This window comes from Ruegeria sp. AL7 (genome assembly GCF_056536105.1).
The window spans coordinates 2,404,776-2,429,611 of the sequence record NZ_JBQFJF010000001.1 but is presented as its reverse complement, the minus strand read 5'-3'; the positions used below and the strand labels follow the sequence as shown (position 1 = coordinate 2,429,611).

At 59.0% G+C, this 24,836-nt stretch carries 26 protein-coding genes and 1 riboswitch; of the genes, 12 read left to right on the top strand and 14 right to left on the bottom strand.

What is annotated here, in order from left to right; translation table 11 throughout:
- Window positions 1-8 precede the first annotated feature (8 nt).
- From ACR3E2_RS12280 to ACR3E2_RS12270, 3 genes are read left to right on the top strand one after another with little or no spacing between them, the layout of a single operon-like run.
- Window positions 9-296 carry a sarcosine oxidase subunit delta gene (locus ACR3E2_RS12280; protein ID WP_480482731.1) on the top strand — a complete coding sequence of 96 codons (288 nt, stop codon included), beginning with the start codon at window positions 9-11 and terminating at the stop codon, window positions 294-296.
- A complete protein-coding gene (locus ACR3E2_RS12275) occupies window positions 293-3,238 on the top strand; it encodes a sarcosine oxidase subunit alpha family protein (RefSeq protein WP_480482733.1) in 2,946 nt (981 codons plus the stop codon). Before ACR3E2_RS12280 ends, ACR3E2_RS12275 begins: the two co-directional genes overlap by 4 nt.
- The gene (locus ACR3E2_RS12270; RefSeq protein ID WP_480482735.1) at window positions 3,231-3,791 is read left to right on the top strand and encodes a sarcosine oxidase subunit gamma; all 561 of its coding nucleotides are present in this window, start codon (window positions 3,231-3,233) and stop codon (window positions 3,789-3,791) included. Before ACR3E2_RS12275 ends, ACR3E2_RS12270 begins: the two co-directional genes overlap by 8 nt.
- Window positions 3,792-3,799: 8 nt before the next feature.
- Here ACR3E2_RS12270 and ACR3E2_RS12265 read toward each other — a convergent pair whose 3' ends face one another.
- Window positions 3,800-4,804, bottom strand: a complete 1,005-nt coding sequence (locus tag ACR3E2_RS12265) for a GlxA family transcriptional regulator (RefSeq protein ID WP_480482737.1) — start codon at window positions 4,802-4,804, stop codon at window positions 3,800-3,802.
- Between the two features lie 263 nt (window positions 4,805-5,067).
- Between ACR3E2_RS12265 and ACR3E2_RS12260 the strand changes: the two genes are divergently transcribed.
- The 4 genes from ACR3E2_RS12260 to ACR3E2_RS12245 are packed head-to-tail and all read left to right on the top strand — an operon-like array spanning window position 5,068 to window position 9,906.
- Window positions 5,068-6,015, top strand: a complete 948-nt coding sequence (locus tag ACR3E2_RS12260; RefSeq protein ID WP_480482739.1) for an ABC transporter permease — start codon at window positions 5,068-5,070, stop codon at window positions 6,013-6,015.
- Window positions 6,012-6,827, top strand: coding sequence for an ABC transporter permease (locus tag ACR3E2_RS12255; protein WP_480482741.1), 816 nt, complete (start codon window positions 6,012-6,014; stop codon window positions 6,825-6,827). The genes ACR3E2_RS12260 and ACR3E2_RS12255 overlap by 4 nt, the downstream gene beginning before the upstream one ends.
- Window positions 6,824-8,422, top strand: coding sequence for an ABC transporter ATP-binding protein (locus ACR3E2_RS12250; RefSeq protein WP_480482743.1), 1,599 nt, complete (start codon window positions 6,824-6,826; stop codon window positions 8,420-8,422). Before ACR3E2_RS12255 ends, ACR3E2_RS12250 begins: the two co-directional genes overlap by 4 nt.
- Window positions 8,423-8,454: 32 nt before the next feature.
- The gene (locus ACR3E2_RS12245) at window positions 8,455-9,906 is read left to right on the top strand and encodes an aldehyde dehydrogenase family protein (protein ID WP_480482745.1); all 1,452 of its coding nucleotides are present in this window, start codon (window positions 8,455-8,457) and stop codon (window positions 9,904-9,906) included.
- Window positions 9,907-10,187: 281 nt separating this feature from the next.
- Here ACR3E2_RS12245 and dxs read toward each other — a convergent pair whose 3' ends face one another.
- The 6 genes from dxs to ACR3E2_RS12215 form a co-directional block, all read right to left on the bottom strand.
- The gene (gene dxs, locus ACR3E2_RS12240; protein ID WP_480482747.1) at window positions 10,188-12,116 is read right to left on the bottom strand and encodes a 1-deoxy-D-xylulose-5-phosphate synthase; all 1,929 of its coding nucleotides are present in this window, start codon (window positions 12,114-12,116) and stop codon (window positions 10,188-10,190) included.
- 16 nt (window positions 12,117-12,132) lie between these two features.
- Entirely contained in the window at window positions 12,133-12,999 is an 867-nt protein-coding gene (locus ACR3E2_RS12235; RefSeq protein WP_480482749.1) for a polyprenyl synthetase family protein, read from the bottom strand.
- Entirely contained in the window at window positions 13,000-13,242 is a 243-nt protein-coding gene (locus ACR3E2_RS12230; protein WP_267363166.1) for an exodeoxyribonuclease VII small subunit, read from the bottom strand. It abuts the gene before it with no gap.
- Window positions 13,239-14,165, bottom strand: a complete 927-nt coding sequence (locus ACR3E2_RS12225; protein ID WP_480482751.1) for a histone deacetylase family protein — start codon at window positions 14,163-14,165, stop codon at window positions 13,239-13,241. The genes ACR3E2_RS12230 and ACR3E2_RS12225 overlap by 4 nt, the downstream gene beginning before the upstream one ends.
- Before the next feature lie 68 nt (window positions 14,166-14,233).
- A complete protein-coding gene (locus tag ACR3E2_RS12220) occupies window positions 14,234-14,935 on the bottom strand; it encodes a response regulator (protein WP_209506983.1) in 702 nt (233 codons plus the stop codon).
- The gene (locus ACR3E2_RS12215; protein ID WP_209598920.1) at window positions 14,932-15,444 is read right to left on the bottom strand and encodes a MarR family winged helix-turn-helix transcriptional regulator; all 513 of its coding nucleotides are present in this window, start codon (window positions 15,442-15,444) and stop codon (window positions 14,932-14,934) included. The genes ACR3E2_RS12220 and ACR3E2_RS12215 overlap by 4 nt, the downstream gene beginning before the upstream one ends.
- 159 nt (window positions 15,445-15,603) lie before the next feature.
- Here ACR3E2_RS12215 and ACR3E2_RS12210 point away from each other — a divergent pair, with 159 nt between their 5' ends.
- The 3 genes from ACR3E2_RS12210 (at window position 15,604) to ACR3E2_RS12200 (ending at window position 18,007) form a co-directional block, all read left to right on the top strand.
- Window positions 15,604-16,470 carry a branched-chain amino acid aminotransferase gene (locus ACR3E2_RS12210; RefSeq protein ID WP_480482753.1) on the top strand — a complete coding sequence of 289 codons (867 nt, stop codon included), beginning with the start codon at window positions 15,604-15,606 and terminating at the stop codon, window positions 16,468-16,470.
- A gap of 109 nt (window positions 16,471-16,579) precedes the next feature.
- Window positions 16,580-17,530: an AraC family transcriptional regulator gene (locus tag ACR3E2_RS12205; RefSeq protein WP_480482755.1), complete on the top strand. Its 951-nt coding sequence runs from the start codon at window positions 16,580-16,582 to the stop codon at window positions 17,528-17,530.
- 111 nt (window positions 17,531-17,641) lie between these two features.
- Window positions 17,642-18,007: an SPW repeat domain-containing protein gene (locus ACR3E2_RS12200; RefSeq protein ID WP_050604526.1), complete on the top strand. Its 366-nt coding sequence runs from the start codon at window positions 17,642-17,644 to the stop codon at window positions 18,005-18,007.
- 166 nt (window positions 18,008-18,173) lie between these two features.
- Here the strand turns inward: ACR3E2_RS12200 and ACR3E2_RS12195 are convergent, their stop codons facing one another.
- From ACR3E2_RS12195 to ACR3E2_RS12170, 6 genes are all read right to left on the bottom strand, one after another.
- Window positions 18,174-18,332 (bottom strand): hypothetical protein, encoded by a 159-nt coding sequence (locus ACR3E2_RS12195; RefSeq protein ID WP_480492759.1) that lies wholly within the window; start codon window positions 18,330-18,332, stop codon window positions 18,174-18,176.
- Between the two features lie 88 nt (window positions 18,333-18,420).
- The gene (cobO, locus tag ACR3E2_RS12190; protein WP_480474573.1) at window positions 18,421-19,020 is read right to left on the bottom strand and encodes a cob(I)yrinic acid a,c-diamide adenosyltransferase; all 600 of its coding nucleotides are present in this window, start codon (window positions 19,018-19,020) and stop codon (window positions 18,421-18,423) included.
- Window positions 19,021-19,076: 56 nt separating this feature from the next.
- Window positions 19,077-20,012: a DMT family transporter gene (locus ACR3E2_RS12185; RefSeq protein WP_480482758.1), complete on the bottom strand. Its 936-nt coding sequence runs from the start codon at window positions 20,010-20,012 to the stop codon at window positions 19,077-19,079.
- 45 nt (window positions 20,013-20,057) lie between these two features.
- Window positions 20,058-20,720, bottom strand: a complete 663-nt coding sequence (locus ACR3E2_RS12180; RefSeq protein WP_480482760.1) for an HD domain-containing protein — start codon at window positions 20,718-20,720, stop codon at window positions 20,058-20,060.
- Window positions 20,704-21,804: a chorismate synthase gene (gene aroC, locus ACR3E2_RS12175; protein ID WP_480482762.1), complete on the bottom strand. Its 1,101-nt coding sequence runs from the start codon at window positions 21,802-21,804 to the stop codon at window positions 20,704-20,706. The genes ACR3E2_RS12180 and aroC overlap by 17 nt, the downstream gene beginning before the upstream one ends.
- A 127-nt stretch (window positions 21,805-21,931) precedes the next feature.
- A complete protein-coding gene (locus ACR3E2_RS12170; RefSeq protein ID WP_480482764.1) occupies window positions 21,932-22,372 on the bottom strand; it encodes a 6,7-dimethyl-8-ribityllumazine synthase in 441 nt (146 codons plus the stop codon).
- A 130-nt stretch (window positions 22,373-22,502) separates the two neighbouring features.
- Window positions 22,503-22,650: riboswitch (FMN riboswitch) on the bottom strand.
- Window positions 22,651-22,704: 54 nt separating this feature from the next.
- Between ACR3E2_RS12170 and ACR3E2_RS12165 the strand changes: the two genes are divergently transcribed.
- Window positions 22,705-23,316 (top strand): FMN-binding negative transcriptional regulator, encoded by a 612-nt coding sequence (locus tag ACR3E2_RS12165; RefSeq protein ID WP_480482766.1) that lies wholly within the window; start codon window positions 22,705-22,707, stop codon window positions 23,314-23,316.
- Window positions 23,317-23,335: 19 nt separating this feature from the next.
- Here the strand turns inward: ACR3E2_RS12165 and ACR3E2_RS12160 are convergent, their stop codons facing one another.
- Complete coding sequence (locus ACR3E2_RS12160; RefSeq protein WP_480482769.1) at window positions 23,336-23,782, bottom strand: c-type cytochrome; 447 nt, start codon at window positions 23,780-23,782, stop codon at window positions 23,336-23,338.
- Between the two features lie 461 nt (window positions 23,783-24,243).
- Here ACR3E2_RS12160 and petA point away from each other — a divergent pair, with 461 nt between their 5' ends.
- Window positions 24,244-24,828, top strand: a complete 585-nt coding sequence (gene petA / locus ACR3E2_RS12155) for a ubiquinol-cytochrome c reductase iron-sulfur subunit (RefSeq protein WP_267363183.1) — start codon at window positions 24,244-24,246, stop codon at window positions 24,826-24,828.
- The last annotated feature ends 8 nt before the right edge of the window (window positions 24,829-24,836 follow it).

Here is a 24,836-nt window from a genome sequence, read left to right as displayed (position 1 = left end):
GCAGCACCATGATCATCCATCATCCCTTGCTGGGCCCGCGTGACAGTTCCGAATTCGTCTATCTGGGAGACGCCTCCTTGATCAACAGGCCCGACTGGCAGGCCGAAAACGCGGCCGAAGCGTTTTATGACTACGCCTATCTGCGCGACAATCCAGCTGGCGAACACCGCGAGTTGTGGTTCCACGAGGGGGGCGACCGTTCCTGGTTGGTCGTGACCCGCAATACCGCGACACATGAGATTTCCAAAGTGGAACTGGCCCGTGACGTGGCCCGGGCACAGGGGCGCTCCAAATGACTCAAGACAACAGGCTGAGCGGCGGTCAGATCGACCGCACCAAAACCCTGAACTTCAAATTCGACAACCGCAGTTACACTGCGCATCCGGGCGATACGCTGGCCTCGGCCCTTCTGGCCAATGGCGTGCGCCTGATGGGCCGGTCGTTCAAATACCATCGCCCGCGTGGGGTGCTGACTGCCGGTTCGGAAGAACCCAACGCCCTTGTCGAACTGCGCACCGGTAACAGTCAGGAACCCAACACCCGTGCCACGACCGTTGAGATGTTCGAGGGGCTTGAAGCCCATTCCCAAAACCGCTGGCCCAGCCTGAAATTCGACGCTCTGGCGATCAACGACAGATTCTCGACCTTTCTGACGGCGGGGTTCTACTACAAAACCTTCATGTGGCCTGCCGCGTTCTGGGAAAAGCTGTATGAGCCGATGATCCGCCGCGCTGCGGGACTTGGGTCGTTGTCGATGCAGGAAGACCCCGATGAGTATGACAAAGGGTTCCGGCATTGCGATCTGCTGATAATCGGCGCGGGTCCAGCCGGATTGATGGCGGCACTGACTGCGGGCCGGGCCGGTTCCGAGGTCATTCTTGCGGATGAGGATTTCGCACTTGGTGGGCGGCTCAACAGTGAAACCTTTTCGCTGAACGACGGTGATGCGACCGAATGGGTTAAGCAGAGTGTCGCTGAACTGTCAGCAATGCCCAACGTCCGCCTGATGCCGCGCACGACCGTGATCGGTGCCTTTGATCACGGCATCTATGGTGCAGTTGAGCGGACGGGCGATCATCTTGCTTCTCTGCCTTCCGGTAAACCGCGCCAGATACTCTGGCGCATCTACGCCAAACGCGCCCTGTTATGCGCTGGCGCGACCGAGCGGCCCATCGCGTTTGAAAACAACGACAGGCCTGGCATCATGCTGGCAAGTGCTCTGCGCACCTATGCCAATCGGTTTGCAACCACGGCGGCGCAACGTGTCGCCATCTTTACGAACAACGATGACGGCCACCGCACCGCTGCGGACCTGCACGCAAAAGGTGTCAGGATTGCTGCTGTCGTCGACGTCCGTGACGACGCCCCGACCAGCCATGAATATGAAGTTCTGCGCGGCGCGCAGGTCAGGGACACCAAAGGCCGACTGGGGCTGACCTTTGTCGAGGTTGAGCTGGCAGACGGATCGTCGCGCACGCTGGACTGCGGGGCGCTTGGCGTTTCGGGTGGCTGGAACCCCAACGTGCATTTGACCTGCCACCAACGGGGGCGTCCCGCCTGGAACGACGATCTGGCGGCTTTCGTGCCCGGCGCGGACTTGCCGCCTAAGCTGTCCGTCGCAGGGGCGGCGAATGGTGTGATGTCCACCCATGGTGCCCTGCAATCCGGGGCAGAAGGTGCGGCGCAGGCGCTGGGCCTGAAAGGCCCGCTGTCCGATCTGCCTAAGGCCGAGGATACCCCGATCTCGCAGACACCGTTCTGGTATGTTCAGGGTTGCAGCCGCGCGTGGCTGGATCAGCAGAACGACGTGACCGTCAAGGATGTGAAGCTCAGCCATCAGGAAGGGTTCCGTTCGGTCGAGCACTTGAAACGCTATACCACCTTGGGCATGGCCACCGATCAGGGCAAGACCTCGAACATGGGCGGGCTTGCGATCATGGCCGAACTTGCAGGTAAGTCCATTCCGGAAACCGGCACAACGATCTTCCGCCCGCCCTATACGCCCGTTCCGATTGCAACCTTTGCTGGCCGGATGAAAGGCAAAGAGTTTCATCCAACTCGCCTGACCCCGTCACATTACTGGGCCAAGGAACGCGGCGCGGTGTTTGTCGAGGTCGGCAATTGGCTGCGCGCACAGTGGTTCCCGCTGCCCGGTGAAACCCATTGGCGGGAATCCGTGGACCGTGAGGTGCGCCAGACCCGTGCCTCGGTCGGGGTGTGCGACTGCACCACGCTTGGAAAGATTGATGTTCAGGGTGCGGATGCGGCGGATTTCCTGAACAGGGTCTATTGCAACGGATTTGCTAAACTGGCCGTCGGCAAAACCCGCTATGGGCTGATGTTGCGCGAAGACGGAATTGCGATGGATGACGGCACCGCCGCGCGTCTGGCCGAGGATCATTTCGTGGTCACCACCACAACAGCCAATGCGGTCAAGGTCTACCAGCATATGGAATTTGTCCGGCAATGCCTGTTCCCGGACATGGATGTGCAGCTGATCTCGACCACCGAAGCCTGGGCACAATACGCGGTAGCCGGACCCAATTCGCGCAAACTGCTGCAAAAGATCGTGGATCCCGAGTTCGACATCTCGAACGAAGGCTTCCCGTTCATGGCTTGCGGCAACATCACCGTATGCGGCGGGTTGCGGGCGCGGTTGTTCCGGATTTCCTTCTCGGGCGAATTGGCCTTTGAAATCGCGGTTCCATCGCGATACGGCGACGCGCTGATGCGGCGTTTGATGCAGGAAGGCGAAGAGTTCGATGTCGTACCATACGGCACCGAAGCGCTGGGCGTCATGCGGATCGAAAAGGGTCACGCCGCAGGCAACGAGTTGAACGGAACCACCACCGCCCTGAACCTTGGAATGGGTCGGATGGTATCCAAGAATAAAGACAGCATCGGCTCAATCCTGTCCGAGCGTGAAGGGCTGAACGAACCAGACGCTTTGATGATGGTTGGCATCAAGCCTGTGAACGCTGGCGACAAGGTAACCGCCGGAGGGCATCTGATGGATGCCACGGGTCCCGTGGATGCTGCCCATGATCAGGGCTATGTCACATCGGCGGCATTTTCGCCGTCGCTGGACAGCCATATCGGCCTTGGCTTTTTGAAAAACGGCGGCACACGTCAGGGCGAAAAGATGCGCCTTGTGTCACCAGTGACCGATCTGACGGTCGAGGTTGAAATCGTCTCGGCCCATTTCGTCGACCCCGAGGGAGAACGGCTCCGTGCATGATCTTGTAGCAATAACCGCGCTGGGTGGAACCGAACCCAAGATCGACAGGGTCGGAAGCGTGACCTGTACCGAAACTCCGGGTGTGGCGCTGGCCTCGGTCGCCGCTCGGCTGGGTCGGGAAGACAAAACCCGGAATGCCGTATCCCAAGTGATCGGAGCGGAAACGCCTGCCGTCGGGCAATTTACCGGCGGGCCGATCGTTGCCTTCTGGACCGGGCCTGATCAATGGATGATCGAAACGCCCTTTGAGACACATGAAGATCTGGCGCATCTGGTGAAAGAACGCACTGGGGACAACGCATCGGTTTCCGAACAGACAGACGCATGGGTCAGGTTTGATCTGGACGGAGAAGGCGTGTTGGCAGTGCTGGAATTGCTAAGCAATCTGGATTGCCGAAAGATGGCGGTTGGAGCCGCATCCCGCACGTCTATCCATCACCTGGGGTGTTTCGTCCTGTGCCGTGCTTCTGGTTCGTTCAGTATTTACGGGCCAAGATCGTCTGCCGGGTCACTGCATCATGCGATTGTGGCCGCAATGAAATCGGCGCTTTGAGGGCAAGATCAGCTTGAGGGCAGCGGAGCGTTATCTTCGACCCGAAACCGGTTGATCCGTCGCCGGTCCTCGCTGGGGCTCAAACCAAAGGCAGATCGGTAGTGCGTCACCAACGGCGTGACCGAACTGTATCCGATGGCCGCGGCAATGTCGGCAATTGGGTCCTTGGTGTAGACAACCATCTGACGGGCCGCCTTCATCCGCATGGAGCGGAAATAATGGCTGGGGCTTTGCCCTGTGGCCTGTTTGAAGGCGCGCTCGATCTGGCGGGGGGTGACGCCCGTTTGATCCGCTATGTCCGCGATCGAGATCGGATTGCCGATACGGCTTGCGAACAGGTCGACACATCGTGCCACAAGCGGCGGCAGCTTTTCACCCGTGGCAGGTTTGCTTGCACTGGGCACCTGTTGCTGAACACCTTCCCCTCGCATCATCGGATGCTGGAACCAGCAGGCCACCTCATGCGCGACTTCGCCGCCCAACCGGTCCTGAATCAGATGCAGGGCGAGATCAAACGCGGCCGCCGCCCCGGCCGCAGTATACCGCGTGGCATCCGACACGATCACTTCGCGCCGTGCATCGATCTGTGGAAACTCGGCCAGAAACGCGGCTTCGTAACACCAGTGCACCGATACCGGATGGCCGGTCATGACCCCCGAGCGCACGAGCGGGAAAACGCCGCCGCTGATACCGCCCAGAATTGTCCCGTGTCGTGACAAAGCCCTCAACGCACCATTCCCCTGGGCAGGGTTTCTGAAGCCCGAGGTCGGACTGCTGAGCAGGAACAGAATATCAATCGGCTTACAGTCTGCGAGGTTGCGTTCAGCCTCAAAACGCACATGAGCGCTGGAGCTGACCTTTCCCCCGTTTTCCGCCACAAGAGACCAGCGAAATGCCTCTTGCCCGGCGATCTCATTTGCAGCGCGCAGCGGTTCGATGACCGAGGTCAGGCAAGCCATCGGAAAGCCATCGAACAGCAGAAACCCGATCTCAATTCTATTTTCTGTCAGCATGAGCGCTACACTATCAGTAAATCCTGGTTCGGCCCGGATTGCTCCTTGGCCGCTCTGGCCTGCGGAAACGGTTCGAACAAGTGTAGCAAAACTCGGAACGTGCGAAATCGAAAAAACGCGCAACAAACATGGTGAAAATCGGGGTCAGGTCCTGCATTCGGATTGACAGGCGGAAAGGAACAAAGGTTGCGCAGCGCCATTTGCCGGTCTGCCGGTGCCGTAGATGCTGGACCCGTGACGGCTGAGACCCTAACGTAGCCTCAATGCTTCGCTATACCCTTAGACGACTGATCTCATTGCTTGCCAGCCTTGCCGTCGCCTCGGTGGTCATCTTCGCCGTGATCGAGGTCGCGCCGGGGGACCCGGCATCGTTCATGCTGGGTGTCAACGCACAAGAGGATACGTTGGCCGCGCTGCGGGCTGAACTGGGTCTGGATGGATCCAGGGTACAGCGGTATTTCAACTGGGTCGGGGGGATGGTGGCCGGAGATTTCGGCACCTCGTACACCTATCGCACACCGGTGTCGCAGATGATTGCGGACCGGTTGTGGGTATCGTTGCCCTTGGCTTTGTATGCGCTCACGCTGTCCACGCTGATCGCCTTTCCCGCCGGAATCTATGCCGCCGCGCGCCGGGGCAAGCCCGGGGATCTGGCGGTGATGGGGGCGACACAGCTTGGTATCGCTGTGCCCAATTTCTGGTTCGCGATGATGCTGGTGCTGATCTTCGCCATAAACCTGCGCTGGTTCAATGCCGGTGGGTTTGTTGGCTGGGGCGAGGGCCTTTGGGCGGGGCTGCGTTCGCTGACTTTGCCCGCCATTGCGTTGGCCCTTCCTCAGGCCGCGATCCTGGCCCGCGTCATGCGGTCCGCGCTGCTGGATATTCTGGGCGAGGATTTCATGCGCACCGCGCGGGCTAAGGGATTGTCGCGTCGTCAGGCTCTGTGGCGGCACGGGGTGCGGAACGCGCTGATCCCCGTGCTGACGATCATCGGCTTGCAGTTTTCCTTCCTGCTGGCCGGGTCGATCATCATCGAACAGGTGTTCTACCTGCCCGGCCTCGGGCGGTTGGTGTTTCAGGCCATTTCGGCCCGCGATCTGATCGTGGTTGAATCGGTGGTGATGCTGCTGGTCTTTGCGGTGATCACCGTGAATTTTCTGGTGGACCTGGCCTACGCAGCCGTTGACCCACGGTTGAGGAGCCGGTCATGAGCCGCAACCTGATCCTTGGCGCAGCGCTGTCGTCGCTGGTGGTGCTGGCGGCGCTGATCTCGTTTGTCTGGACACCCTACGACTATGCCGCGCTGGATATCCCCAACAAACTTCAGACGCCCGATGCACAACACTGGTTTGGAACAGATCACTTCGGCCGCGACATGTTCTCGATGATCATGGTCGGTGCACGCACTTCGATTGCGGTGGCTCTGGTGGCCGTGGGGATTGGCATGGCGCTGGGCGTACCCCTTGGCCTGACAGCCGCCGCACGCAAAGGGTCGTGGTTGGATGAGGTGATCATGCGTGGCAACGATCTGGTCTTTGCCTTTCCCTCGCTGGTCATCGCCATCCTGATCACGGCTGTGTTCGGTGCCGGTGCCATCAACGCGATCATTGCGATCGGTATTTTCAACATCCCCGTCTTTGCCCGCATCACCCGAGGGGCCGCATTGTCGCTGTGGGAGCGCGAGTTCATCCTTGCCGCCCGTGTGTCGGGCAAAGGTGCCGCACGGATATCAGCCGAACACATCCTGCCCAATGTCGCCAACTTGCTGATCGTTCAGGGCACCATCCAATTTTCGCTGGGCATACTGGCCGAGGCGGGCCTGTCCTATGTCGGTCTGGGCGCGCAACCTCCGACGCCCAGTTGGGGCCGGATGCTGGCGGACGCCCAGACTATGGTCAGTTTTGCCCCGCATTTGGCTCTGATTCCGGGCTTGGCGATTATTGTCACGGTATTGGGTTTGAACCTGCTGGGTGATGGTCTGCGCGACTGGCTGGACCCAAGGATCAGGGTGGAGCGGGCATGACGTTGCTGCAAGTCGAAAACCTGTCCCTGTCGATCCACGGGGTGCCGATCCTGAAACAGGTCAACTTGTCCATCGACCCGGGCCAGATCGTGGCGGTGACAGGTGAAAGCGGCTCGGGCAAATCCATGACAGCACTGGCTGTGATGCAGCTTCTGCCAAACGGGGCAACGGCAGACGGCGTAATCCGACTGGATGGCACTGACCTGCTTTCCGAATCCGAGGCCGAGATGTGCGCCTTGCGTGGCGCGTCCATCGGGATGGTATTTCAGGAACCGATGACGGCGCTCAACCCGGTGAAAACAATCGGCGATCAGGTGATGGAGACCATCCTGATCCACAAGGCGATGCCTCCTGCTCAGGCCCGGACCCGCGCCGCAGAGGTTTTGACCCGGGTTGGCCTGCCACCCGACAGGTTTCCTCTGTCGCGCTATCCGCATGAGCTGTCGGGCGGGCAGCGTCAGCGTGTGGTCATCGCAATGGCCATCGCATTGCGCCCAAGGCTATTGATCGCGGATGAGCCGACTACGGCGCTGGATGTCACCACGCAGGCGCAGATCCTTGATTTGCTGAAAGGGCTGGTTCGCGAATATGATATGGGCCTGCTGATGATCACCCATGATCTGGCTGTGGTCTCGGACATGGCCGATCAGATTGTCGTCATGCGTCACGGCGAGGTCGTCGAAAGTGGCGCGACGCGAAACCTGTTTCGAGATATGCAGCACCCCTATACCCGTATGTTGTTCGAAGCTTCGGGTCATCAGGTCACCCTGCCTGAACCTACACAGCAACGCCCGCTTCTGGAGGTTTCGCAGGTCGTCCGGGATTACCGCCTTCCCCGCAAAGGTCTGCTGGATGCGCCGCGCCACCACCGCGCGGTGGATGGTGTCAGCTTTACCCTCAACCGAGGGGAGCGTTTGGGGCTGGTGGGCGAGTCCGGTTGCGGAAAATCGACCCTAACACGGGCTATTTTAGGGTTGGAAGAGATCCAATCCGGTCAGATTATGCTGGATGGTCAGCCGGTTTTCACCGGCCACAGGCCCAACCTTGCGGTACGTCGCAAGATGCAGGTCGTGTTTCAGGACCCCTATGGCAGCTTCAATCCCCGCCACCGTGTCGCGCGCCTGATTACAGAACCTTTTCACCTGTTGGAAACGCCACCAAAGGGGTCCGAACGCCAGGACCGGATTGCAGAGATGCTGACGGCAGTGGGCCTCGGCCCTGATGATGCGGGCAAATACATTCACGAGTTTTCGGGCGGGCAACGCCAGCGGATCGCTATTGCCCGCGCTCTGATCATTCGGCCGGAACTGATCCTGTTCGATGAGGCGGTCTCAGCCCTCGACGTATCGGTGCGCGCCCAAATCCTCGATCTGCTTGCCGAACTCTGCGAGGCTTATGATCTGACTTACCTGTTCATCAGCCACGACCTGAGTGTGGTTCGCACCATCACCGATCATGTTCTGGTGATGCAGTCTGGGCGAATTGTCGAACAAGGCAGGACTGAACAGGTATTCTCGGACCCGCAGCATTCCTACACGCAAACCCTGATCGCCGCCGCGCCCCAACTGCCTGAAATCGGGAAGCTATCGGCGTAAAACTACTTATTAGAGCCTGAACGGAGGCCAAAATGACCCAACCACTCTGGTTTGATCCCACCCTGTGCCTGATCGGTGGAAACTGGACGCCTGCGGCATCGGGCGACTCATTGCCTTTGACCAACCCGTCAGACGGAACCGAGATTTGCCGGATCCCGCGCGGCTCGGGTGTGGATATTGACGCGGCGGTCGCCGCCGCCAGAACTGCGTTAAAGGGCGACTGGGGGCGCAAGACGGCCTTGGAGCGTGGGCGCATCCTGACCCGGCTGGGCCAGCTGGTGTTGGAACGGGTGGACGATCTGGCGCGGCTTGAGGCGATGGATGTGGGCAAGCCCCTGACGCAGGCCCGCGCCGATGCCATCGCGCTAGCGCGCTATTGTGAGTTCTACGGGGGTGCAGCGGATAAGGTGATGGGTGAGACCATTCCCTATCTCGATGGCTACACCGTCTATACACTGCGCGAACCCCATGGGGTGACAGGCCACATCGTGCCCTGGAACTATCCGATGCAGATTATCGGGCGCTCGGTCGGGGCCGCGGTGGCCATGGGCAACGCCTGCGTTCTGAAACCGGCAGAGGAGGCCTGCCTGACCGCGCTGGCCTTTGCCCATCTCGCGCAGCAAGCGGGTCTGCCAGCAGGTGCGCTGAATGTTGTGCCCGGCCTGGGGGCCGAGGCCGGTGCCGCATTATCCGGGCATCCGGGGGTCAACCATATCTCGTTTACTGGTTCGGTGGCCACGGGTGCATTGGTGCAGCAGGCCGCAGGGCGAAACGTTGTGCCTGTGACACTGGAACTGGGCGGAAAATCCCCGCAGCTGGTTTTTGACGATGCCGATTTGGATGCCGCCCTGCCGTTTCTGGTGAATGCGGGCATTCAGAACGCAGGACAGACCTGTTCGGCCTCGTCCCGCATTCTGGTACAGCGCGGCGTCTATGATCAGGTCAAATCCCGCATGGCCGAGGCCTATGAACAGCTCAGCGTTGGACCCGCGATGCAGGATCTTCGCGTTGGACCGCTGATTTCCGAGCGGCAAAAGCAGATCGTAAACAGTTTTCTGGACAAAAGCGCCGATCTGACCATTGCGGCAGAAGGGACGATCATAGTGGAGGCGCCGGAAACCGGGGCTTATGTCCGGCCCACCTTGTTTGCGGACGTGCCACCGGATCACCCGCTCGCCCGTGATGAAATCTTCGGCCCGGTCCAGGTTCTGATCCCGTTCGACACCGAAGAACAGGCTCTAATGATAGCCAATAGCACTGACTACGGTCTTGTCGCCAGCGTCTGGACACGTGACGGTGCGCGGCAGATGCGGTTGGCAAAAGGGCTGCACGCGGGTCAGGTGTTCCTCAACAACTATGGGGCAGGTGGCGGCGTTGAACTACCTTTTGGCGGCGTGGGCAAATCCGGCCATGGCCGCGAGAAAGGCTTTGAGGCGCTTTATGGCTTTTCGCAACTCAAGACAGTGGCTGCCCATCACGGGTAACAGCGCCCCGGTCTGTCAGATCAACGTTTCTTTCGCGCATATGCGCGAAAGAACAATCTCCTTGATCTCTTTAAGGGAATGGGCAACGGACAATCCAAAGGGCGGTTGGTATCAGTGATTTGTCGTCTCAAGTCACTTTTGAAGCAAAGACCGTTCGGGTCAGGACCAGAAAATCGCAATGAAGGACCCGGGTGGCGCTTGGCATTCCCGCTCTGTTCTGGATTGTCGGCCTCCTGCTTGTAAAAGCGTCGAAACCAAAAGCGGGCGTCTCAACGCCGCTATTACGCGCGCTTTTCACCGATCGAGGTTACGCCCAGAACATCCAGCACCCTGGCTTCGATCTGCTCGGCATTCATACCCGCAACGGCATACATGTCCGCGGGGCTGGCCTGATCGATGAAGATGTCAGGCAAGACCATCGAGCGGTATTTCAAGCCCCGATCAAAAACACCCTCATCCGCCAGAAGCTGTGCCACATGGCTGCCAAACCCGCCAACAGCGCCTTCTTCGATGGTGATCAACGCCTCATGATCCGCAGCCAGATTCAGGATCAGATCGCGATCCAGCGGCTTGGCAAAGCGGGCGTCTGCGATTGTTGGGCTAATGCCTTTGGCGGTCAGAGACTCGGCTGCTTTCTGAACTTCAGCCAGCCGCGTGCCAAAAGACAAAAGTGCGACGCGCGCGCCTTTCCGGATCATGCGGCCTTTGCCGATCTCCAGTACCTCACCGCGTTCGGGCAAGTCCACTCCGACACCTTCGCCGCGCGGATAGCGGAAGGCAATCGGCCCTTCATCATGCGCGACAGCGGTTGCCACCATGTGCATTAATTCCGCCTCATCCGCGGCGGCCATGACGACCATGCCCGGCAGATTGGCCAAATAGGCAATATCGAACGACCCGGCATGGGTGGCACCGTCAGCCCCCACCAAACCCGCGCGGTCAATGGCAAACCGAACGGGCAAGCGCTGGATTGCGACGTCATGCACAACCTGGTCGTACCCCCGCTGCAGAAAGGTCGAATACATGGCGCAGAATGGCTTCATCCCCCCTGCCGCCAGCGCAGCCGAGAAGGTCACGCCGTGCTGCTCGGCAATCGCCACATCGAAACAGCGCGACGGGTACCGTTCGGCAAACAGGCCCAACCCGGTGCCATCTGGCATCGCGGCAGTCACCGCAACGATCTTGTCATCGCGCGCGGCGGCATCCACCAGAGCCCTGCCAAAGACAGACGTGTAAGAAGGCGCGTTTGAAGGGGCCTTTTTCTGCTCGCCCGTAACCACATCGAATTTGGCTGTCGCGTGGCCTTTGTCGCGGGCCTGTTCGGCTGGTGCGTACCCTTTGCCCTTCTTGGTCAAGACGTGGATCAGGATCGGCCCGGTTGCCCGCGCCTTGACGGTGCGCAGAACCGGCAACAGCTGATCCAGGTCATGCCCATCAATAGGCCCGAGATAGGAAAACCCGAGCTCTTCGAACAGGGTTCCGCCCACGGCCATGCCTTTCAGCATTTCCTTGGCGCGTTTGGCCCCTTCGCGGAACGGTTCTGGCAAAAGTGAAACAGCGCCCTTTGCGGCGGCTTTCAGATCGTGGAATGGCGCCTCGGCGTAGATTCGGGACAGATAGCTGGACAGGGCACCAACAGGGGGGGCGATGCTCATCTCATTGTCATTCAGAATGACGATCAGGCGTTTCTTCAGGTGACCTGCGTTATTCATCGCCTCAAAGGCCATGCCTGCGGACATCGATCCATCACCGATCACGGCAATGGCGTCGCCCAACCCTTCAGGGGTTACACCGCCCAGATCACGCGCCACGGCAAAACCCAGTGCAGCACTGATCGAGGTGCTGGAATGCGCGGCGCCAAACGGGTCATAGGGGCTTTCACTTCGTTTGGTGAAACCGCTCAGGCCATCTTTCATGCGCAGCGTGCGAATGCGGTCGCGCCGTTCGGTCAGGATTTTGTGCGGATAGCACTGATGGCCCACATCCCAGATGATCTTGTCGCGCGGCGTGTCGAAAACAGCGTGCAGCGCGGTTGTCAGTTCCACAACACCCAGACCCGCGCCCAGATGCCCACCGGTGACAGAAACCGCCGAAATCGTCTCGGCCCGCAATTCCTGCGCAACCTGATGCAGCTGCGCGTCCGAGAACCGCTTGAGATCAGCGGGGCGGTTCACAAGGTCCAGCAGGGGCGTTTTGGGGCGGTCAGACATTTGGCGCGTTCCTGGCTTAGCTGTCCCGGGCAATAACGAAGCGAGCGGCTTCCTTCAAGGTTTCTGCCGTTGGGCCATACCCGTCCAGTGCGGCGCAGGCCTGATCAACAAGTTCACTGGCGCGGGTTCTGGCAGCATCCAAACCCAGAAGCGATACGAAAGTGGCCTTTCCCGCATCCGCATCTTTCTGAAGACGTTTGCCTGCCTTTGCAGCATCACCTTCAACATCAAGGATGTCGTCTGCAATCTGAAAAGCAAGACCAAGGGCTCGGGCATATTGGCGCAAGGGCTCTGGATCCGCTTTCGCCAGACGCGCACCCGCACAGGAGGACCATTCGATCAAAGCGCCCGTTTTGCCGCCCTGAAGCTGTGTTATCGCATTCAGCGTCAGAGGCTCAGAAGCGGTTTCCGCCGCGATATCAAGCGCCTGCCCCAAAACCATACCTTGCGCACCGCTTGCCCTGGCCAGTGTCAGTGCCAGATCAACGCGAACGTCTGCGTCTCCAACCTCGGGCCGGGTACACAGCTCAAAGGCCAGTGTTTGCAGCGCGTCCCCGGCAAGTACAGCCGTGCCTTCATCCCATTTCACATGCACTGTGGGGCGTCCGCGCCGCAGATCGTCGTCATCCATGCAGGGCAGATCGTCGTGAACCAGCGAATAGGCGTGCAGGGCCTCGATCGCGGTCGCGGGCCAGATCGCGCGGGACTCGTCGATTTGGTGCAGGCGCGCACTTTCCAGAACCAGAAACCCGCGCAGCCGTTTACCGCCCCGGGTGGCGTAGGCCATTGCCCGTGTCACATCCAGATCGTCCAGCGCGCCCATTATCAGGTCAAAATGATCCTGAAGGCGCGCCGCGTCCTGCGCCAGTCTTTCCTGAAACATTTACTGACCTTCGACAGGTGTGGTCCCGGTCGGTTGGCCATTCGCGTCCAGAGTGATCGCGGCCACTTTTTCCTCGGCCCGCTTCAACTCGTCCTCGCAACGCTTTTTCAAAGCGGCCCCGCGTTCATAAAGCGCAATCGACTGATCCAGCGCCACGTCGCCGCGCTCAAGCTGACCAACCACGGTCTCAAGCTCTTTCATGGCCTGCTCGAATGTCATCTGCTCAACTGGGGTATCGGTCATCGTGCTGCCTTCATCAGTTCTTCCACATGGGCGCGTGTCGCCTCGGCCAGTGCGTTCAGATCATACCCGCCCTCCAGAGTCGAGACGATACGGCCCTGACACACCTCATCGGCTATCCCGCACAGCTCTGCCGTGATCCAGGCGAAATCGCCAGTCGACCAGTTCAGATTGGCCAGAGGGTCGTCCTGATGCGCATCGAACCCGGCCGAGATGATGATCAACTCCGGCCGGAATGCCCGCAGGCGCGGAAAGGCCTGCGTTTCATAGGCGGAACGCATCTCAGCCCCGCCGGTGCCCGGGGCCAGCGGGATGTTCAGAACGTTATCGTAAGCGCCTGTCTCGTCCGGGCGGCCGGATCCGGGCCATAAAGGCATCTGCTGGCTTGTGATCACAAGGGCCCGATCTTCATCCCACAGCAGGTCCTGCGTACCGTTGCCATGATGAACGTCGAAATCGACCACTGCGACCCGCTTTAGCCCGTGGTAATCCAGTGCGTGTTTCGCAGCAAGCGCCGCGTTGCCAAACAGGCAGAACCCCATGGCTTTCTCGGCTTCGGCATGGTGCCCCGGTGGGCGAATGGCACAAAAGGCGTTCGACGCTTCACCGCCCAAAACCAGATCAACAGCCCGCACCGCCGCACCCGCCGCGCGATAGGCCGCATCAAGTGAACCCGGTGACATGAAGGTGTCCCCGTCAATTTGCGCAAACCCGTCAGAAGGGCGCGACGATCTGATGTCGCGGATATGGTTTTCGGGATGAACACGCAGCAAATCATCGTCTGCCGCCAGCGGAGCGGTCACGCGCTTAAGATCCAGCCCTTCCAGCGCGTGCAGGATATGCTCCAGCCGCGCCACCTGTTCCGGATGACCCTGGGGTGTGACATGTCCAAGGCAATCGGCATGTGTCAAAAGGGCGGTTTTCATCGGGATCCCATCTTCATCTGGCTAAAAATATCCTCGCCGAAGGCATTAATCGCCGCGCAGCGGCCCATTCAATCGGGCGCCAGCATATAGCCCGCGCCCCGGACTGTCTGCAGATACCGGGGCTGTTTCGGGTCCTGTTCGATCTTCCGGCGCAGGCGGGTGATCTGCACGTCCACGGCACGTTCTTGCGCCTGTCCTTTATCCCGGCCCAGATCTTCCACCAGTTTTGCACGGCTGATCGGCTCGCCAGGTTGGGCCGAGAAAATTTTCATCAGCTGGCTTTCGGTTGCCGTCAGGCGGACCGGCATTTCGCCCTGCCACATTTCACCACGTTCAATGTCATACCGGATGGGACCAAGATGCAGGATCTTCGCCGCTGTTTCCTCGGCCGGGGTTTCCGGCATTCGGCGCAGGATCGCATTGATCCGCAGCAACAACTCTTTCGGCTCGAAAGGTTTGGCGAGATAATCATCCGCCCCGGCTTCAAGCCCTGCAATCCGATGCTCGGTCTCGCCCTTGGCGGTCAACAACAGGATCGGTGTCGTATGGGTGTCACGCAGTGATCTGGTCAGACTGACGCCATCTTCGCCCGGCATCATCACATCCATGACGATCATGTCGAAATCCAATCCCGACAGAACCCGCCGCGCATGGGCCGCATCCCGTGCCGCTGTCACCAGAAACCCGTTTCGCATCAGGAATTTCTTGAGCAGATCGCGAATGCGTTCGTCATCATCAACAATCAGCAGATGGGCATCCATTTCGCTCATGAACTCGTATCCCGCAATTTCGTATAGGCATGACGCATATCAGCATCCATCATTGCTTCAAGTACTTTGCGAAACCCGGCCACGGCCTCGGGACCGGCATCCTTGAAGGCTGCGCGCATTCTTGTTCGTTGCGCATCGGACAACGTGGCCTCCAACGTTTCGCCCTTCTCCGTCAGAAATAGGTGCCGTTCGCGTTTGTCCACGGTTCCGACCCGGCTTTCCACCAGACCATCCTCGATCAATGTCCGAAGAACCCTGTTCAGAGACTGTTTTGTAACCCCGAGGATCGCCAGCAAATTGTTCACCGTGGTGCCCGGCGCACGGTTGATAAAATGGATCGCGCGGTGATGGGCGCGGCCATAGGCCATCTCGGACAGGATACGATCAGGATCCGCGGTAAAGCCACGATAGGCAAAGAACATGGCCTCGATCCCCTGCCGCAACTGTTCATCCGTCAAAAACAACAGGCTCTCGCCCCCATATCGCGGGGCTGGGCGGATTTCGGACATATCATGCCTCATTCGTTACTCGGGTTTGACTTTATGTCAGCGTTATTGACATTCCAAGGGCGGAGCGGTATCGAATCGCAGTTTTTGCGCAACATTGTGTCCGCATCGGACCTAAGTGGCGCAACAATCGGAAATTTAACCCGGTTCAGGAGGTTTCGCATGGCGGGGTATGATGATCGTGACGGTGTCATCTGGTTGGATGGTAAGCTGGTGCCCTGGCGCGATGCCAATGTGCATATTCTGACCCACGCGATGCACTATGCCTCATCCGTGTTCGAGGGTGAACGGGCTTATAACGGCAAGATTTTCAAAAGCCGCGAACATTCCGAACGTCTTATCGCCAGCGCCGAGGCACTGGACATGCCGATGCCTTACACTGTCGATCAGATTGAAGCGGCCAAGGAAGAGACCCTGAAAGCCAGTGGCCTTCAGGATGCCTATGTCCGCGCATTGGTGTGGCGCGGGTCTGGCGAAGACATGGGCGTGGCGTCGGCCCGCAACCCGGTACGGATGGCCATCGCGGTCTGGCCCTGGGGCGCCTATTACGGCGACGCCAAGATGCAGGGCGCAAAACTGGACATCGCCGAATGGAAACGCCCCAGCCCGGAAACCATCCCGGTTCATGCCAAGGCGGCGGGCCTCTACATGATCTGCACCATTTCCAAACACAAGGCCGAAGCCAAGGGATGCTCGGACGCGCTGTTCATGGACTGGCGTGGTTACGTGGCCGAAGCAACAGGTGCCAACGTGTTCTTCGTCAAGGATGGAGAGGTTCACACCCCGCTGGCGGATTGCTTCCTGAACGGCATCACCCGTCAGACCGTCATTCAGATGCTGAAGGATAAAGGCATCACTGTGCATGAGCGGCGCATCAAGCCCGAAGAAATGGCTGATTTCGAACAGTGCTGGCTGACCGGAACCGCGGCCGAGGTCACTCCGGTCGGGCAAATCGGAGATTACACTTTCGAAGTCGGCGACCTGACCCGCGAAATCGCAGAAGATTACGAAAAACTGGTCCGCTCGTAATAACTTGCAAAACCCCGCTTCGGCGGGGTTTTTGTTGCAGATCGTGCAAATTGTCGTGCAAAGCGTTCCGTGATCTGGACGATCGGATCAGTTCCCGTATCTTCACCCCATGTTGGACCTTCTCAGCGATATTCTCACCCGTCTGTCCCTGCGTGGCACGTTCTACTTCCGCACCTCGTTCACACCACCTTTTGGTATTCAGGTGCCGGAATTCGAAAACGTCGCGCGGTTTCATTTTGTTCAACGGGGTGAGCTCAAGGTCCATGTCTCATCCACCGGGGAAACGTTGCGGCTGCGGCAGGGGGATCTGATCCTGATCCCTCATGGGGCGCCACATGCGTTGTTGTGTGCCGAGGTCAGGCCACCGGATGCGCTCCCTCTGGAGCAGGTTCTTGAGATTGCCGGCTACAAGGGCGATGGCGTCCTTGTCTATGGCGGTGCAGACGAGGACCGGGACACGCAACTGATCTGCGGTCATTTTTCTTTCACCGGCCCGGCAGGGCGAAAAGGCACCGGGCATATGCTGATCGACCGCCTGCCACCCTACATCCTGATCGAGAATTATGGCGAAGAGGCCGGATCGTGGATGGAATCGACCCTGCGCATGATCGGATCCGAAGTGTCCGGGGCCCGTATTGGCGGTGATCTGATTGCGCTTAAGCTGTCCGAAGTTCTGTTTGCGCAGGCGATCCGAACCTATCTGGAACGGCAAAGCCCCCAGGACACCGCCCTTGCGGGCTTTGCGGATACGCGCATCTCACGCGCTTTGGCGGCGTTCCACCAAGCGCCAGCGCAAGACTGGAGCGTTGCAACACTGGCACGCGAATCCGGCATGTCGCGCACAGCCTTTTCTCAGTTATTTGCCCAGAAGATGGGCACGACGCCGATGCAATACCTTACCGACTGGCGCATGCAGATTGCGTGCCATGGCCTAACAGAGGCACGATGGAACGTCGCAGATGCAGCAGCCGAAGTTGGATATGCCTCTGAAGCCGCGTTCTCCCGTGTTTTCAAGAAGCAGGTCGGCTTGTCACCAGCCGCATACAGGTCCATGCACTAATACGCCAAGAATTCCGTACGATCTGCAAGATTTTTGAAACGATCGAGAATTCAGCGTTCGGGTCAGGCTTTCTATCTTTCTTTCATCACTGATTGAAAAGAGGAAAATCCTATGTCCCTGCGTTTCGTTACCCGCTCTGTCCACGCGTATCTGGATTATCCGGTTGCCATTGCCCTGATGACACTGCCATTCCTGCTGGGATTGGGTCAGTCCAACCCGCTGGCGCTGTGGCTTTCGGTTGTCACCGGCGTCGCCGCCTTTGTCCTGACAGTTCTGACCGACCATCATCTGGGAATTTGGCGCGTTCTACCTTACAAGTTTCACCTGGCCGTGGACCTGATTGTCGGCATCACCTTTCTGTTTGCACCCAGTGTACTGGGGTTTTCAGGATTGGATGCGGCGTTCTACTGGCTGAACGGTGCGGCTGTGGTTCTCGTCATCTCGCTCAGCGCGCCCGAGCAGGAAGTCGCTGCCTGAGCGCTGTTCCTCAGCACTGGCAAATTTGTCCAAATACTACCGAAATAGCTGAGCCGCCCGTTTTGCAAATCGGCGGCTCAGAGCAGAGAAGCGTGTTGACCGGTCGGGCGAATTTACTTGAAAAAGCCGACTGAATTCATCAGATTTATCCCTGCGCGGGGTGAGGTCACAGATGACAGACACGCTTGACGAAATCATGGCCCGACATGATGCGCTGGTTGCGTGCGGGTGCAATTGTTGCGAAGGCGACTATTGCGCCTATGCCGACCGCCAGAACCGGGACACAGCAACCGCTGAAGAAGCCCGCACACAAGGCACCGCCCATCAACGCAAGTCGTTGCGATATATTTTTGAAACTGTGCGAAGCGGCAGAGGATAGCAGCGCAGCAGTTTAGGCTGCGCTGTTGCAAGGTTCAGAAATCCACCCCGCGCTGGGCTTTGATTCCCGCCTGGAACGGGTGTTTTTCTTCGGTCATCTCGGTGACCAGATCTGCATAATCACGCAGCGCCTGCGGTGCGTCACGGCCTGTCAGGAACACACTCGTCTTGTCCGAACGCGCGTTCAGCCCGTCTATCACCTGCTCGACCGAGAGATATTCATAGCGAAGCGCGATGTTGATCTCGTCCAGAACCACCAGATCGTATTCGCCACTTGCCATAAGGGCGCAAGCCTTGTCGAAGGCGGCGTTGGCGGCTGCAATGTCGCGCTCGCGGTCTTGTGTGTCCCAGGTAAACCCCTCACCCATCGTGTGCCAGGTGACCAGATCACGTTCTTCGAAGAAACGGCGCTCGCCGGTTTTCCACTTGCCCTTGATGAACTGCACCACGGCGACCTTCTGACCCCAACCAAGCGCGCGGATGACCACGCCAAAGGCCGCAGATGACTTGCCTTTGCCCTTGCCGGTATTGATCAGAACAAGGCCGCGTTCGGGGTCGACGGCCTCGGACACTTTCTTGCGGTGCTGGGCCTGCACCTTTTGCATCTTTTCCTTGTGATCCTGCGCGTCGCTCATTGGGGAACCTCTTTGATTGTCCGGCCCAACCTAGGGAAAGAATGCAAAAGGTAAAGTCACGCTTTGGGGTCCGTGACAGAACGCGCCTTGCCACGCTCAAGCCCCAGCTGGTGTTCGCGCCAGATCACAACAACATTGCCTGCGATCACCAATGCGGCCCCGATCAGGATCGCAACGGTGGGCAATTCATCAAACGCGAAATAACCGATCACAATCGCAAAAAGCATTGTTGCATAGTCATAAGGTGCCAGCATCGATGCCTGTCCAAACCGATACGAGGACGTGACCAAGATCTGTGCAACTCCGCCAATCAGCCCCATGGTGATCAGTATTAGAGCCTGATTCAGTGTAGGCATTGTCCATCCCCAGATCGCCGTCAGCGCCGAAAGCAGCGTCGCTGTCAGCGAGAAATAGAACACGATTGCGGCAGGGTGATCGACCTTGACCAGTTGGCGGATGTGGATCTGCACAAAGGCCCGGGCAAAGGTCGCGCCCAGTACGCATAGCGCTCCGATGGTTGCAGCCGTTTCCATCTGAGTGCTGCCAAGCCGGGGCCAGATCATGATCATCACGCCAAGCAACCCAAGTGCCACGGCACCGATGCGAATCATGCGGATGCGCTCACCCAGCATCACGGCGGCCAAAATCAGGGTGAAGATCGGCGTGGCGTAACCGATTGCGGTGACTTCGGGCAGCGGCAGCAGGCTAAGGCCGGTGAATGTCAGCCCCATGGCGCTGGTCCCCAGAACCCCGCGCCAGAAATGCCCCATGGGTTTCTTGACGACAAAGCCTTGCGCCAGCTCTCGGCGCGCGGTCAGCCACAGAATGATGACCGGAATAGCAAACAGGGACCGGAAGAACACCAATTGGCCCGGCGGGAATTCGTCAGATAAGGCTTTGACCAGGGCCGACATCGACGTGAAAAGGAACAGCGCGCCAAGCTTCAGCGCCACAGCCAGCAAAGGTCGATGCGATGTTAAGGGTTTTGTCATCGGCGCGACCCTGCGCCTTTGCAGAAAAAAGATCAACGGGGTGGATCAGGTGATGGTCCACGACTTCGGTATCGATGCGCCAATTTCCGCTGCAAAATCCTCAAGGAACTGAAACATTCGGCCCGCCCTTGCCTGCGCAATCTGCTTGCCTGCATCCGTCAGCATGTCGTCCGGCAGGGTCAGCAGCTTAACCTTCCAGTGATCAATCGAATACCGCAGATCGTCCAGCGGGCGCGCTTCTGCGAATGGATCGGCCGGATCATAGAGAACACGCCCCAAAGCACCTGATACAGAAAATGTGCGCGCAATCCCGATGGCCCCCAAGGCGTCAAGGCGATCCGCATCCCTCAGAATCCGCGCCTCGAGCGTTTCGGGTGGGATGTTGGCCGAGAAGCTATGGGCCTCTATCGCATGTTGCGCGGCCTGAACCTGATCGTCGGAAAAGCCCAGTTTTGCCAGAATAGGCCCTGATTCAGCAGCAGACTGGCGTGAGGCAAACAGTCGGTTCGGGTCATTCTTGGGTAGGTTGACCAGATCATGAAGATAACAGGCTGCCAACAGGACGGGGATGTCCACCTGAGCGTCTGCAATGGCCTGAGCATTGGTCCAAACACGATCCAGATGGGCCAGGTCATGGGCCGGATCAGTTTCCATGCGTTGCGCGACAATGGCACGCAAACGCGCGCGCAGATCAGCCGATCCGTCCACGGTTTTCTCCGATCTGACCACGGTGCAGCAGTAGGTGGTCCAGGATGACACAAGCCATCATCGCCTCACCGACAGGGACAGCGCGGATGCCAACACAGGGGTCATGACGGCCCTTGGTGATGATCTCGGTCTCTTCACCGGATTTTGTAATGGTTTTGCGGGTGGTCAGGATCGAAGAGGTCGGTTTTACCGCAAAGCGCACGACAATGTCCTGCCCGGTCGAGATGCCGCCCAGAATCCCACCTGCGTGGTTTGAGCTGTATTGCGGACCATTCTGACCCATGAAGATTTCGTCGGCGTTGGCTTCGCCAGTCAGTTCGGCGGCAGCCATGCCTTCGCCGATCTCGACACCTTTGACAGCGTTGATCGACATCATCGCAGCCGCAAGATCAGTGTCTAACTTGGCGTATATCGGCGCCCCAAGCCCTGCGGGGACACCGCGTGCCACAACCTCGACCACGGCCCCGACCGAGTTGCCGGATTTGCGCAGGTCATCCAGATAGGTCGCCCAATCCCCGGCCGCCTGTTCATCAGGCGCCCAGAACGGGTTCTGTTCAATCTGCGCCCAGTCGAATTTGGCGCGGTCGATCTTGTGCGGACCGATCTGGGTCATGTAGCCGGTGATCTGCACATTCGGCGCAATCTGCCGGATGGCCTCGCGCGCCAGTCCACCCGCGGCCACGCGCGACGCGGTTTCCCGGGCTGAACTGCGCCCACCCCCGCGATAATCGCGGATGCCGTATTTCTGCCAGTAGGTGATATCGGCATGGCCCGGACGGAACTTGTCCATGATGTCGCCGTAGTCTTTCGAGCGCTGATCGGTGTTTTCGATCATCAGTTGCACGGGCGTGCCTGTAGTTTGGCCTTCGAACACGCCAGAAAGGATCTTGACCTGATCCGGTTCGCGCCGCTGCGTTGTGAACTTGTTTTGCCCCGGTTTGCGCTTGTCCAGCCAGTGCTGGATCATCGCCTCGTCAATCGCAACGCCCGGCGGGCAACCGTCGACAGTGGCGCCCAAGGCGGGCCCATGGCTTTCACCCCAGGTGGTGACGCGGAAAAGATGGCCAAAGCTGTTCATCGACATGGGGCGTGCTCCTTTGCGGATCGTGATTAGCGGGCAAGGCCCCCGGCCTCAAGCGGATTTGGCCGTTGACGGTTTGAACGCCGCCCGTCGGGCGGCGCATTTTTGAGTATTTTCGAAAAGATGAAGATCAGACGGCCTGCGCGACTTTCGCACGGGTTTCCGAGATCATCAGCGCGGCCTGAGCCGCTTCGCGCCCTTTTTGTACGAAATGGTCGCGGTAGATCGCATTGTGATGATCAGTTTCCTGATATTGGTGCGGGGTCAGTGAGACCGAAAGGACAGGAACCCCTGTATCAAGCCCGGCGCGCAACAGACCATCGACCACGGCCTGCGCAACGAAATCGTGCCTGTAGATGCCGCCATCAACGACAAAGGCTGCGCAGGCGACGGCGGCATAGCGCCCGGTCCGGGCCAGATCACGGGCCAGCAGGGGCATCTCGAACGCGCCGGGAACGTCGTAGACATCGACTTGTTCCGAGGGGACGAGTTCGAGGAAGCCGTCGAGCGCGCGGTCAACAATATCGGAATGCCAGTTGGCTTTTACAAAAGCATAGCGGGTGTGTGTCATCATGATCTCCTTTCAGTTTGGTGGCCTGCTGGCAGTCGCGAGAACCGGTTCCTACTTTTCTCTGCCAGCCCGGCATGACACGTCACCCAAGGCGATCACGAGCAGGCGCGCCGTATTACCGGCGCGGCTTGCACGTTCTCTTTCATCCGGACTTTGACCGTCGGCTCTGGTATCTCACCAGATCTGCTGACACCCCGAAAGCCGGGGCCGCTCGCGGGCTTACGGGTCGTGGCCCGCATACCGCCGGTGGGGAATTCCACCCCGCCCTGAGAACGAGGCGGACCTTGCCAAGAACTGTCCGACGCTGCAAGAGATTTGACAGGAGGACACTCATGCACCCTAACCCCGTTTTTCGCGCCGAGGATCGTGCGCGTCATGTTGAATTCGCCCGCGACCGGGCGTTTGGCGTTCTGGCACTCTCTGCGGAAGAGGGCCCGTTATTAAGTCATGTCCCGTTTTTGTTGTCCGAAGACGGATCAATGGCTGACCTGCATCTTGTGCGCTCGAACCCTATCGTGCGTGCGCTGCACGAACCGCAGCGCGCAAAGATCGCGGTGCAGGGGCCGGATGCATATATTTCGCCCGATTGGTACGGTGTCGAAGATCAGGTTCCGACATGGAATTATGTCGCCGTACACCTGATCGGAAAGCTTGAGCTACGCCCGCAGGACGAGTTGCGTGACGTACTTGACCGCCAATCTGCATTCTACGAAAAGCGGCTGCTGCCCAAGGCCCCATGGGTCACGGCAAAAATGTCCTCGGACGCGCTGAACAAGATGATGCGCATGATCGTTCCGTGCCGCATGCAGGTTGAAGATATTCAGGGCACGTGGAAGCTTGGTCAAAACAAACCCGAAGGTGCGCGAAATGCTGCCGCTGATCAGGTGTCCTCTGGCTTTGGCAGTGAAATCGCCCAGCTGGCCGCCTTGATGCACAAGGCTTAACCAGCATCAGGCGCCGGGTTTACTGGGGGCTGAAGGTAGCCAGATAAGCGGCAATATCGTCTGCACCGGTCTTGAGTTTGACGCTCATGTTCGGACGGGCAGTTTCGTCATCCAGAAATTCCTTGATGAAGCCGATCGGATCCTGCGCATAAGCAACGATGTTTTCCTCGGTCCAGACCAGACCCGCTTCGCCGGCACGGATCATGTCATCCGTGAACATGCCGATCGGCAGGCGCTCGCTGCCATAGCGATAATCGTTTTCGGACCCGGCCACGCGACCGACGACGCCATACAGATTCGGGCCGGTGATTCCACCTTTGACCAGAACTTCACCATCCTTGATGATCGCATGACACGAAGAACAACGGTTATATATCGCCTCACCTTTCGCGGGGTCGCCCGCGGCAAGGGTCTGAGAGGGCAGGGCCATTGTGCACAAGGCAGCGGCCAGAATGATCTTTGACATTGGGGTCTCCTTGCAGGAGTTCGCACGCCTTTTGCGCTGTCCTTTATTCGCGCGGAAAGTGCAACAGGTGAGGCGCGTGCAATTTGTAATTTAAATCATCTATTTAGCGAGTATGTTTTTGCTGAAAACAATCTCCGTTTCGAAGTCTTGATTATGTACCTTTTGGGCGCAAATCAGCGGCACCCAGGACAGGCTTCAAATACCCAACCCGGGTGGCGGAAGGCGGGGTGCGAAAGCGAATCAATGACGCATGAATCGAAGTTGCCGACAAAGTCGCACGCGAGATTCACCAAAAAACACTCTCCGCAGCTGCTGGAAACGACACATGCGGCGTATTGCGCGTTTATGAACGCTGGACGAACACTATTCTCCCCGATAGTAAGCGCGGTTAAGACACCGCATTCGTGCGGTGCGCGAGCTATTTGCCCGTCCGCGGGCGCCAGACAATCGGAGATAACCTCGTGTCCCACGCAGAAGACCACGAAGGCACCCGCAGAGATTTCCTGTACTACGTCGCTGGCGGCGCAGGTGTCGTTGCAACGGGTGCAGCCGTATGGCCCCTGATCAACCAAATGAACCCATCGGCAGACGTTCAGGCGCTGTCCTCGATCCGTGTGGATGTGAGCGGTGTTGAGCCGGGTACGCAGCTGACCGTCAAATGGTTGGGAAAACCCGTCTTTGTCCGTCACCGCACCGGTGCCGAGATTCAGGAAGCTCAGAAACAGGACGCCGAAGGTGTTGATGCGCTGCCGGATCCGCTGGCCCGCAACTTTAACCTGAGCGCCGATGCCCCTGCGACCGACGCAAACCGTGTGATGCCGTCGCCGGAAGGCGAAGCGCCGGGTGCATGGGTCGTCCAGATGGGTGTTTGTACCCACCTCGGCTGTGTGCCTCTGGGTGATGCAGGCGACTTTGGTGGCTGGTTCTGCCCCTGCCACGGTTCACACTACGACCTTGCTGGTCGTATCCGCAAAGGCCCCGCGCCTGAGAACCTGCCCATTCCGCCCGCAGAGTGGGTGGACAACGGCACAATCAAACTCGGCTAAGGGAGACC

Bases quoted from the DNA above. Each gene is read 5' to 3' on its own strand.
- ACR3E2_RS12280 (WP_480482731.1), top strand. From the start codon at position 9: ATGATCATCCATCATCCCTTGCTGGGCCCGCGTGACAGTTCCGAATTC.
- ACR3E2_RS12275 (WP_480482733.1), top strand. From the start codon at position 293: ATGACTCAAGACAACAGGCTGAGCGGCGGTCAGATCGACCGCACCAAA.
- ACR3E2_RS12265 (WP_480482737.1), bottom strand. From the start codon at position 4,804: ATGCTGACAGAAAATAGAATTGAGATCGGGTTTCTGCTGTTCGATGGC.
- ACR3E2_RS12260 (WP_480482739.1), top strand. From the start codon at position 5,068: ATGCTTCGCTATACCCTTAGACGACTGATCTCATTGCTTGCCAGCCTT.
- ACR3E2_RS12255 (WP_480482741.1), top strand. From the start codon at position 6,012: ATGAGCCGCAACCTGATCCTTGGCGCAGCGCTGTCGTCGCTGGTGGTG.
- ACR3E2_RS12250 (WP_480482743.1), top strand. From the start codon at position 6,824: ATGACGTTGCTGCAAGTCGAAAACCTGTCCCTGTCGATCCACGGGGTG.
- ACR3E2_RS12245 (WP_480482745.1), top strand. From the start codon at position 8,455: ATGACCCAACCACTCTGGTTTGATCCCACCCTGTGCCTGATCGGTGGA.
- dxs (WP_480482747.1), bottom strand. From the start codon at position 12,116: ATGTCTGACCGCCCCAAAACGCCCCTGCTGGACCTTGTGAACCGCCCC.
- ACR3E2_RS12235 (WP_480482749.1), bottom strand. From the start codon at position 12,999: ATGTTTCAGGAAAGACTGGCGCAGGACGCGGCGCGCCTTCAGGATCAT.
- ACR3E2_RS12230 (WP_267363166.1), bottom strand. From the start codon at position 13,242: ATGACCGATACCCCAGTTGAGCAGATGACATTCGAGCAGGCCATGAAA.
- ACR3E2_RS12225 (WP_480482751.1), bottom strand. From the start codon at position 14,165: ATGAAAACCGCCCTTTTGACACATGCCGATTGCCTTGGACATGTCACA.
- ACR3E2_RS12220 (WP_209506983.1), bottom strand. From the start codon at position 14,935: ATGAGCGAAATGGATGCCCATCTGCTGATTGTTGATGATGACGAACGC.
- ACR3E2_RS12215 (WP_209598920.1), bottom strand. From the start codon at position 15,444: ATGTCCGAAATCCGCCCAGCCCCGCGATATGGGGGCGAGAGCCTGTTG.
- ACR3E2_RS12210 (WP_480482753.1), top strand. From the start codon at position 15,604: ATGGCGGGGTATGATGATCGTGACGGTGTCATCTGGTTGGATGGTAAG.
- ACR3E2_RS12205 (WP_480482755.1), top strand. From the start codon at position 16,580: ATGTTGGACCTTCTCAGCGATATTCTCACCCGTCTGTCCCTGCGTGGC.
- ACR3E2_RS12200 (WP_050604526.1), top strand. From the start codon at position 17,642: ATGTCCCTGCGTTTCGTTACCCGCTCTGTCCACGCGTATCTGGATTAT.
- ACR3E2_RS12195 (WP_480492759.1), bottom strand. From the start codon at position 18,332: ATGGGCGGTGCCTTGTGTGCGGGCTTCTTCAGCGGTTGCTGTGTCCCG.
- cobO (WP_480474573.1), bottom strand. From the start codon at position 19,020: ATGAGCGACGCGCAGGATCACAAGGAAAAGATGCAAAAGGTGCAGGCC.
- ACR3E2_RS12185 (WP_480482758.1), bottom strand. From the start codon at position 20,012: ATGACAAAACCCTTAACATCGCATCGACCTTTGCTGGCTGTGGCGCTG.
- aroC (WP_480482762.1), bottom strand. From the start codon at position 21,804: ATGTCGATGAACAGCTTTGGCCATCTTTTCCGCGTCACCACCTGGGGT.
- ACR3E2_RS12170 (WP_480482764.1), bottom strand. From the start codon at position 22,372: ATGACACACACCCGCTATGCTTTTGTAAAAGCCAACTGGCATTCCGAT.
- ACR3E2_RS12165 (WP_480482766.1), top strand. From the start codon at position 22,705: ATGCACCCTAACCCCGTTTTTCGCGCCGAGGATCGTGCGCGTCATGTT.
- ACR3E2_RS12160 (WP_480482769.1), bottom strand. From the start codon at position 23,782: ATGTCAAAGATCATTCTGGCCGCTGCCTTGTGCACAATGGCCCTGCCC.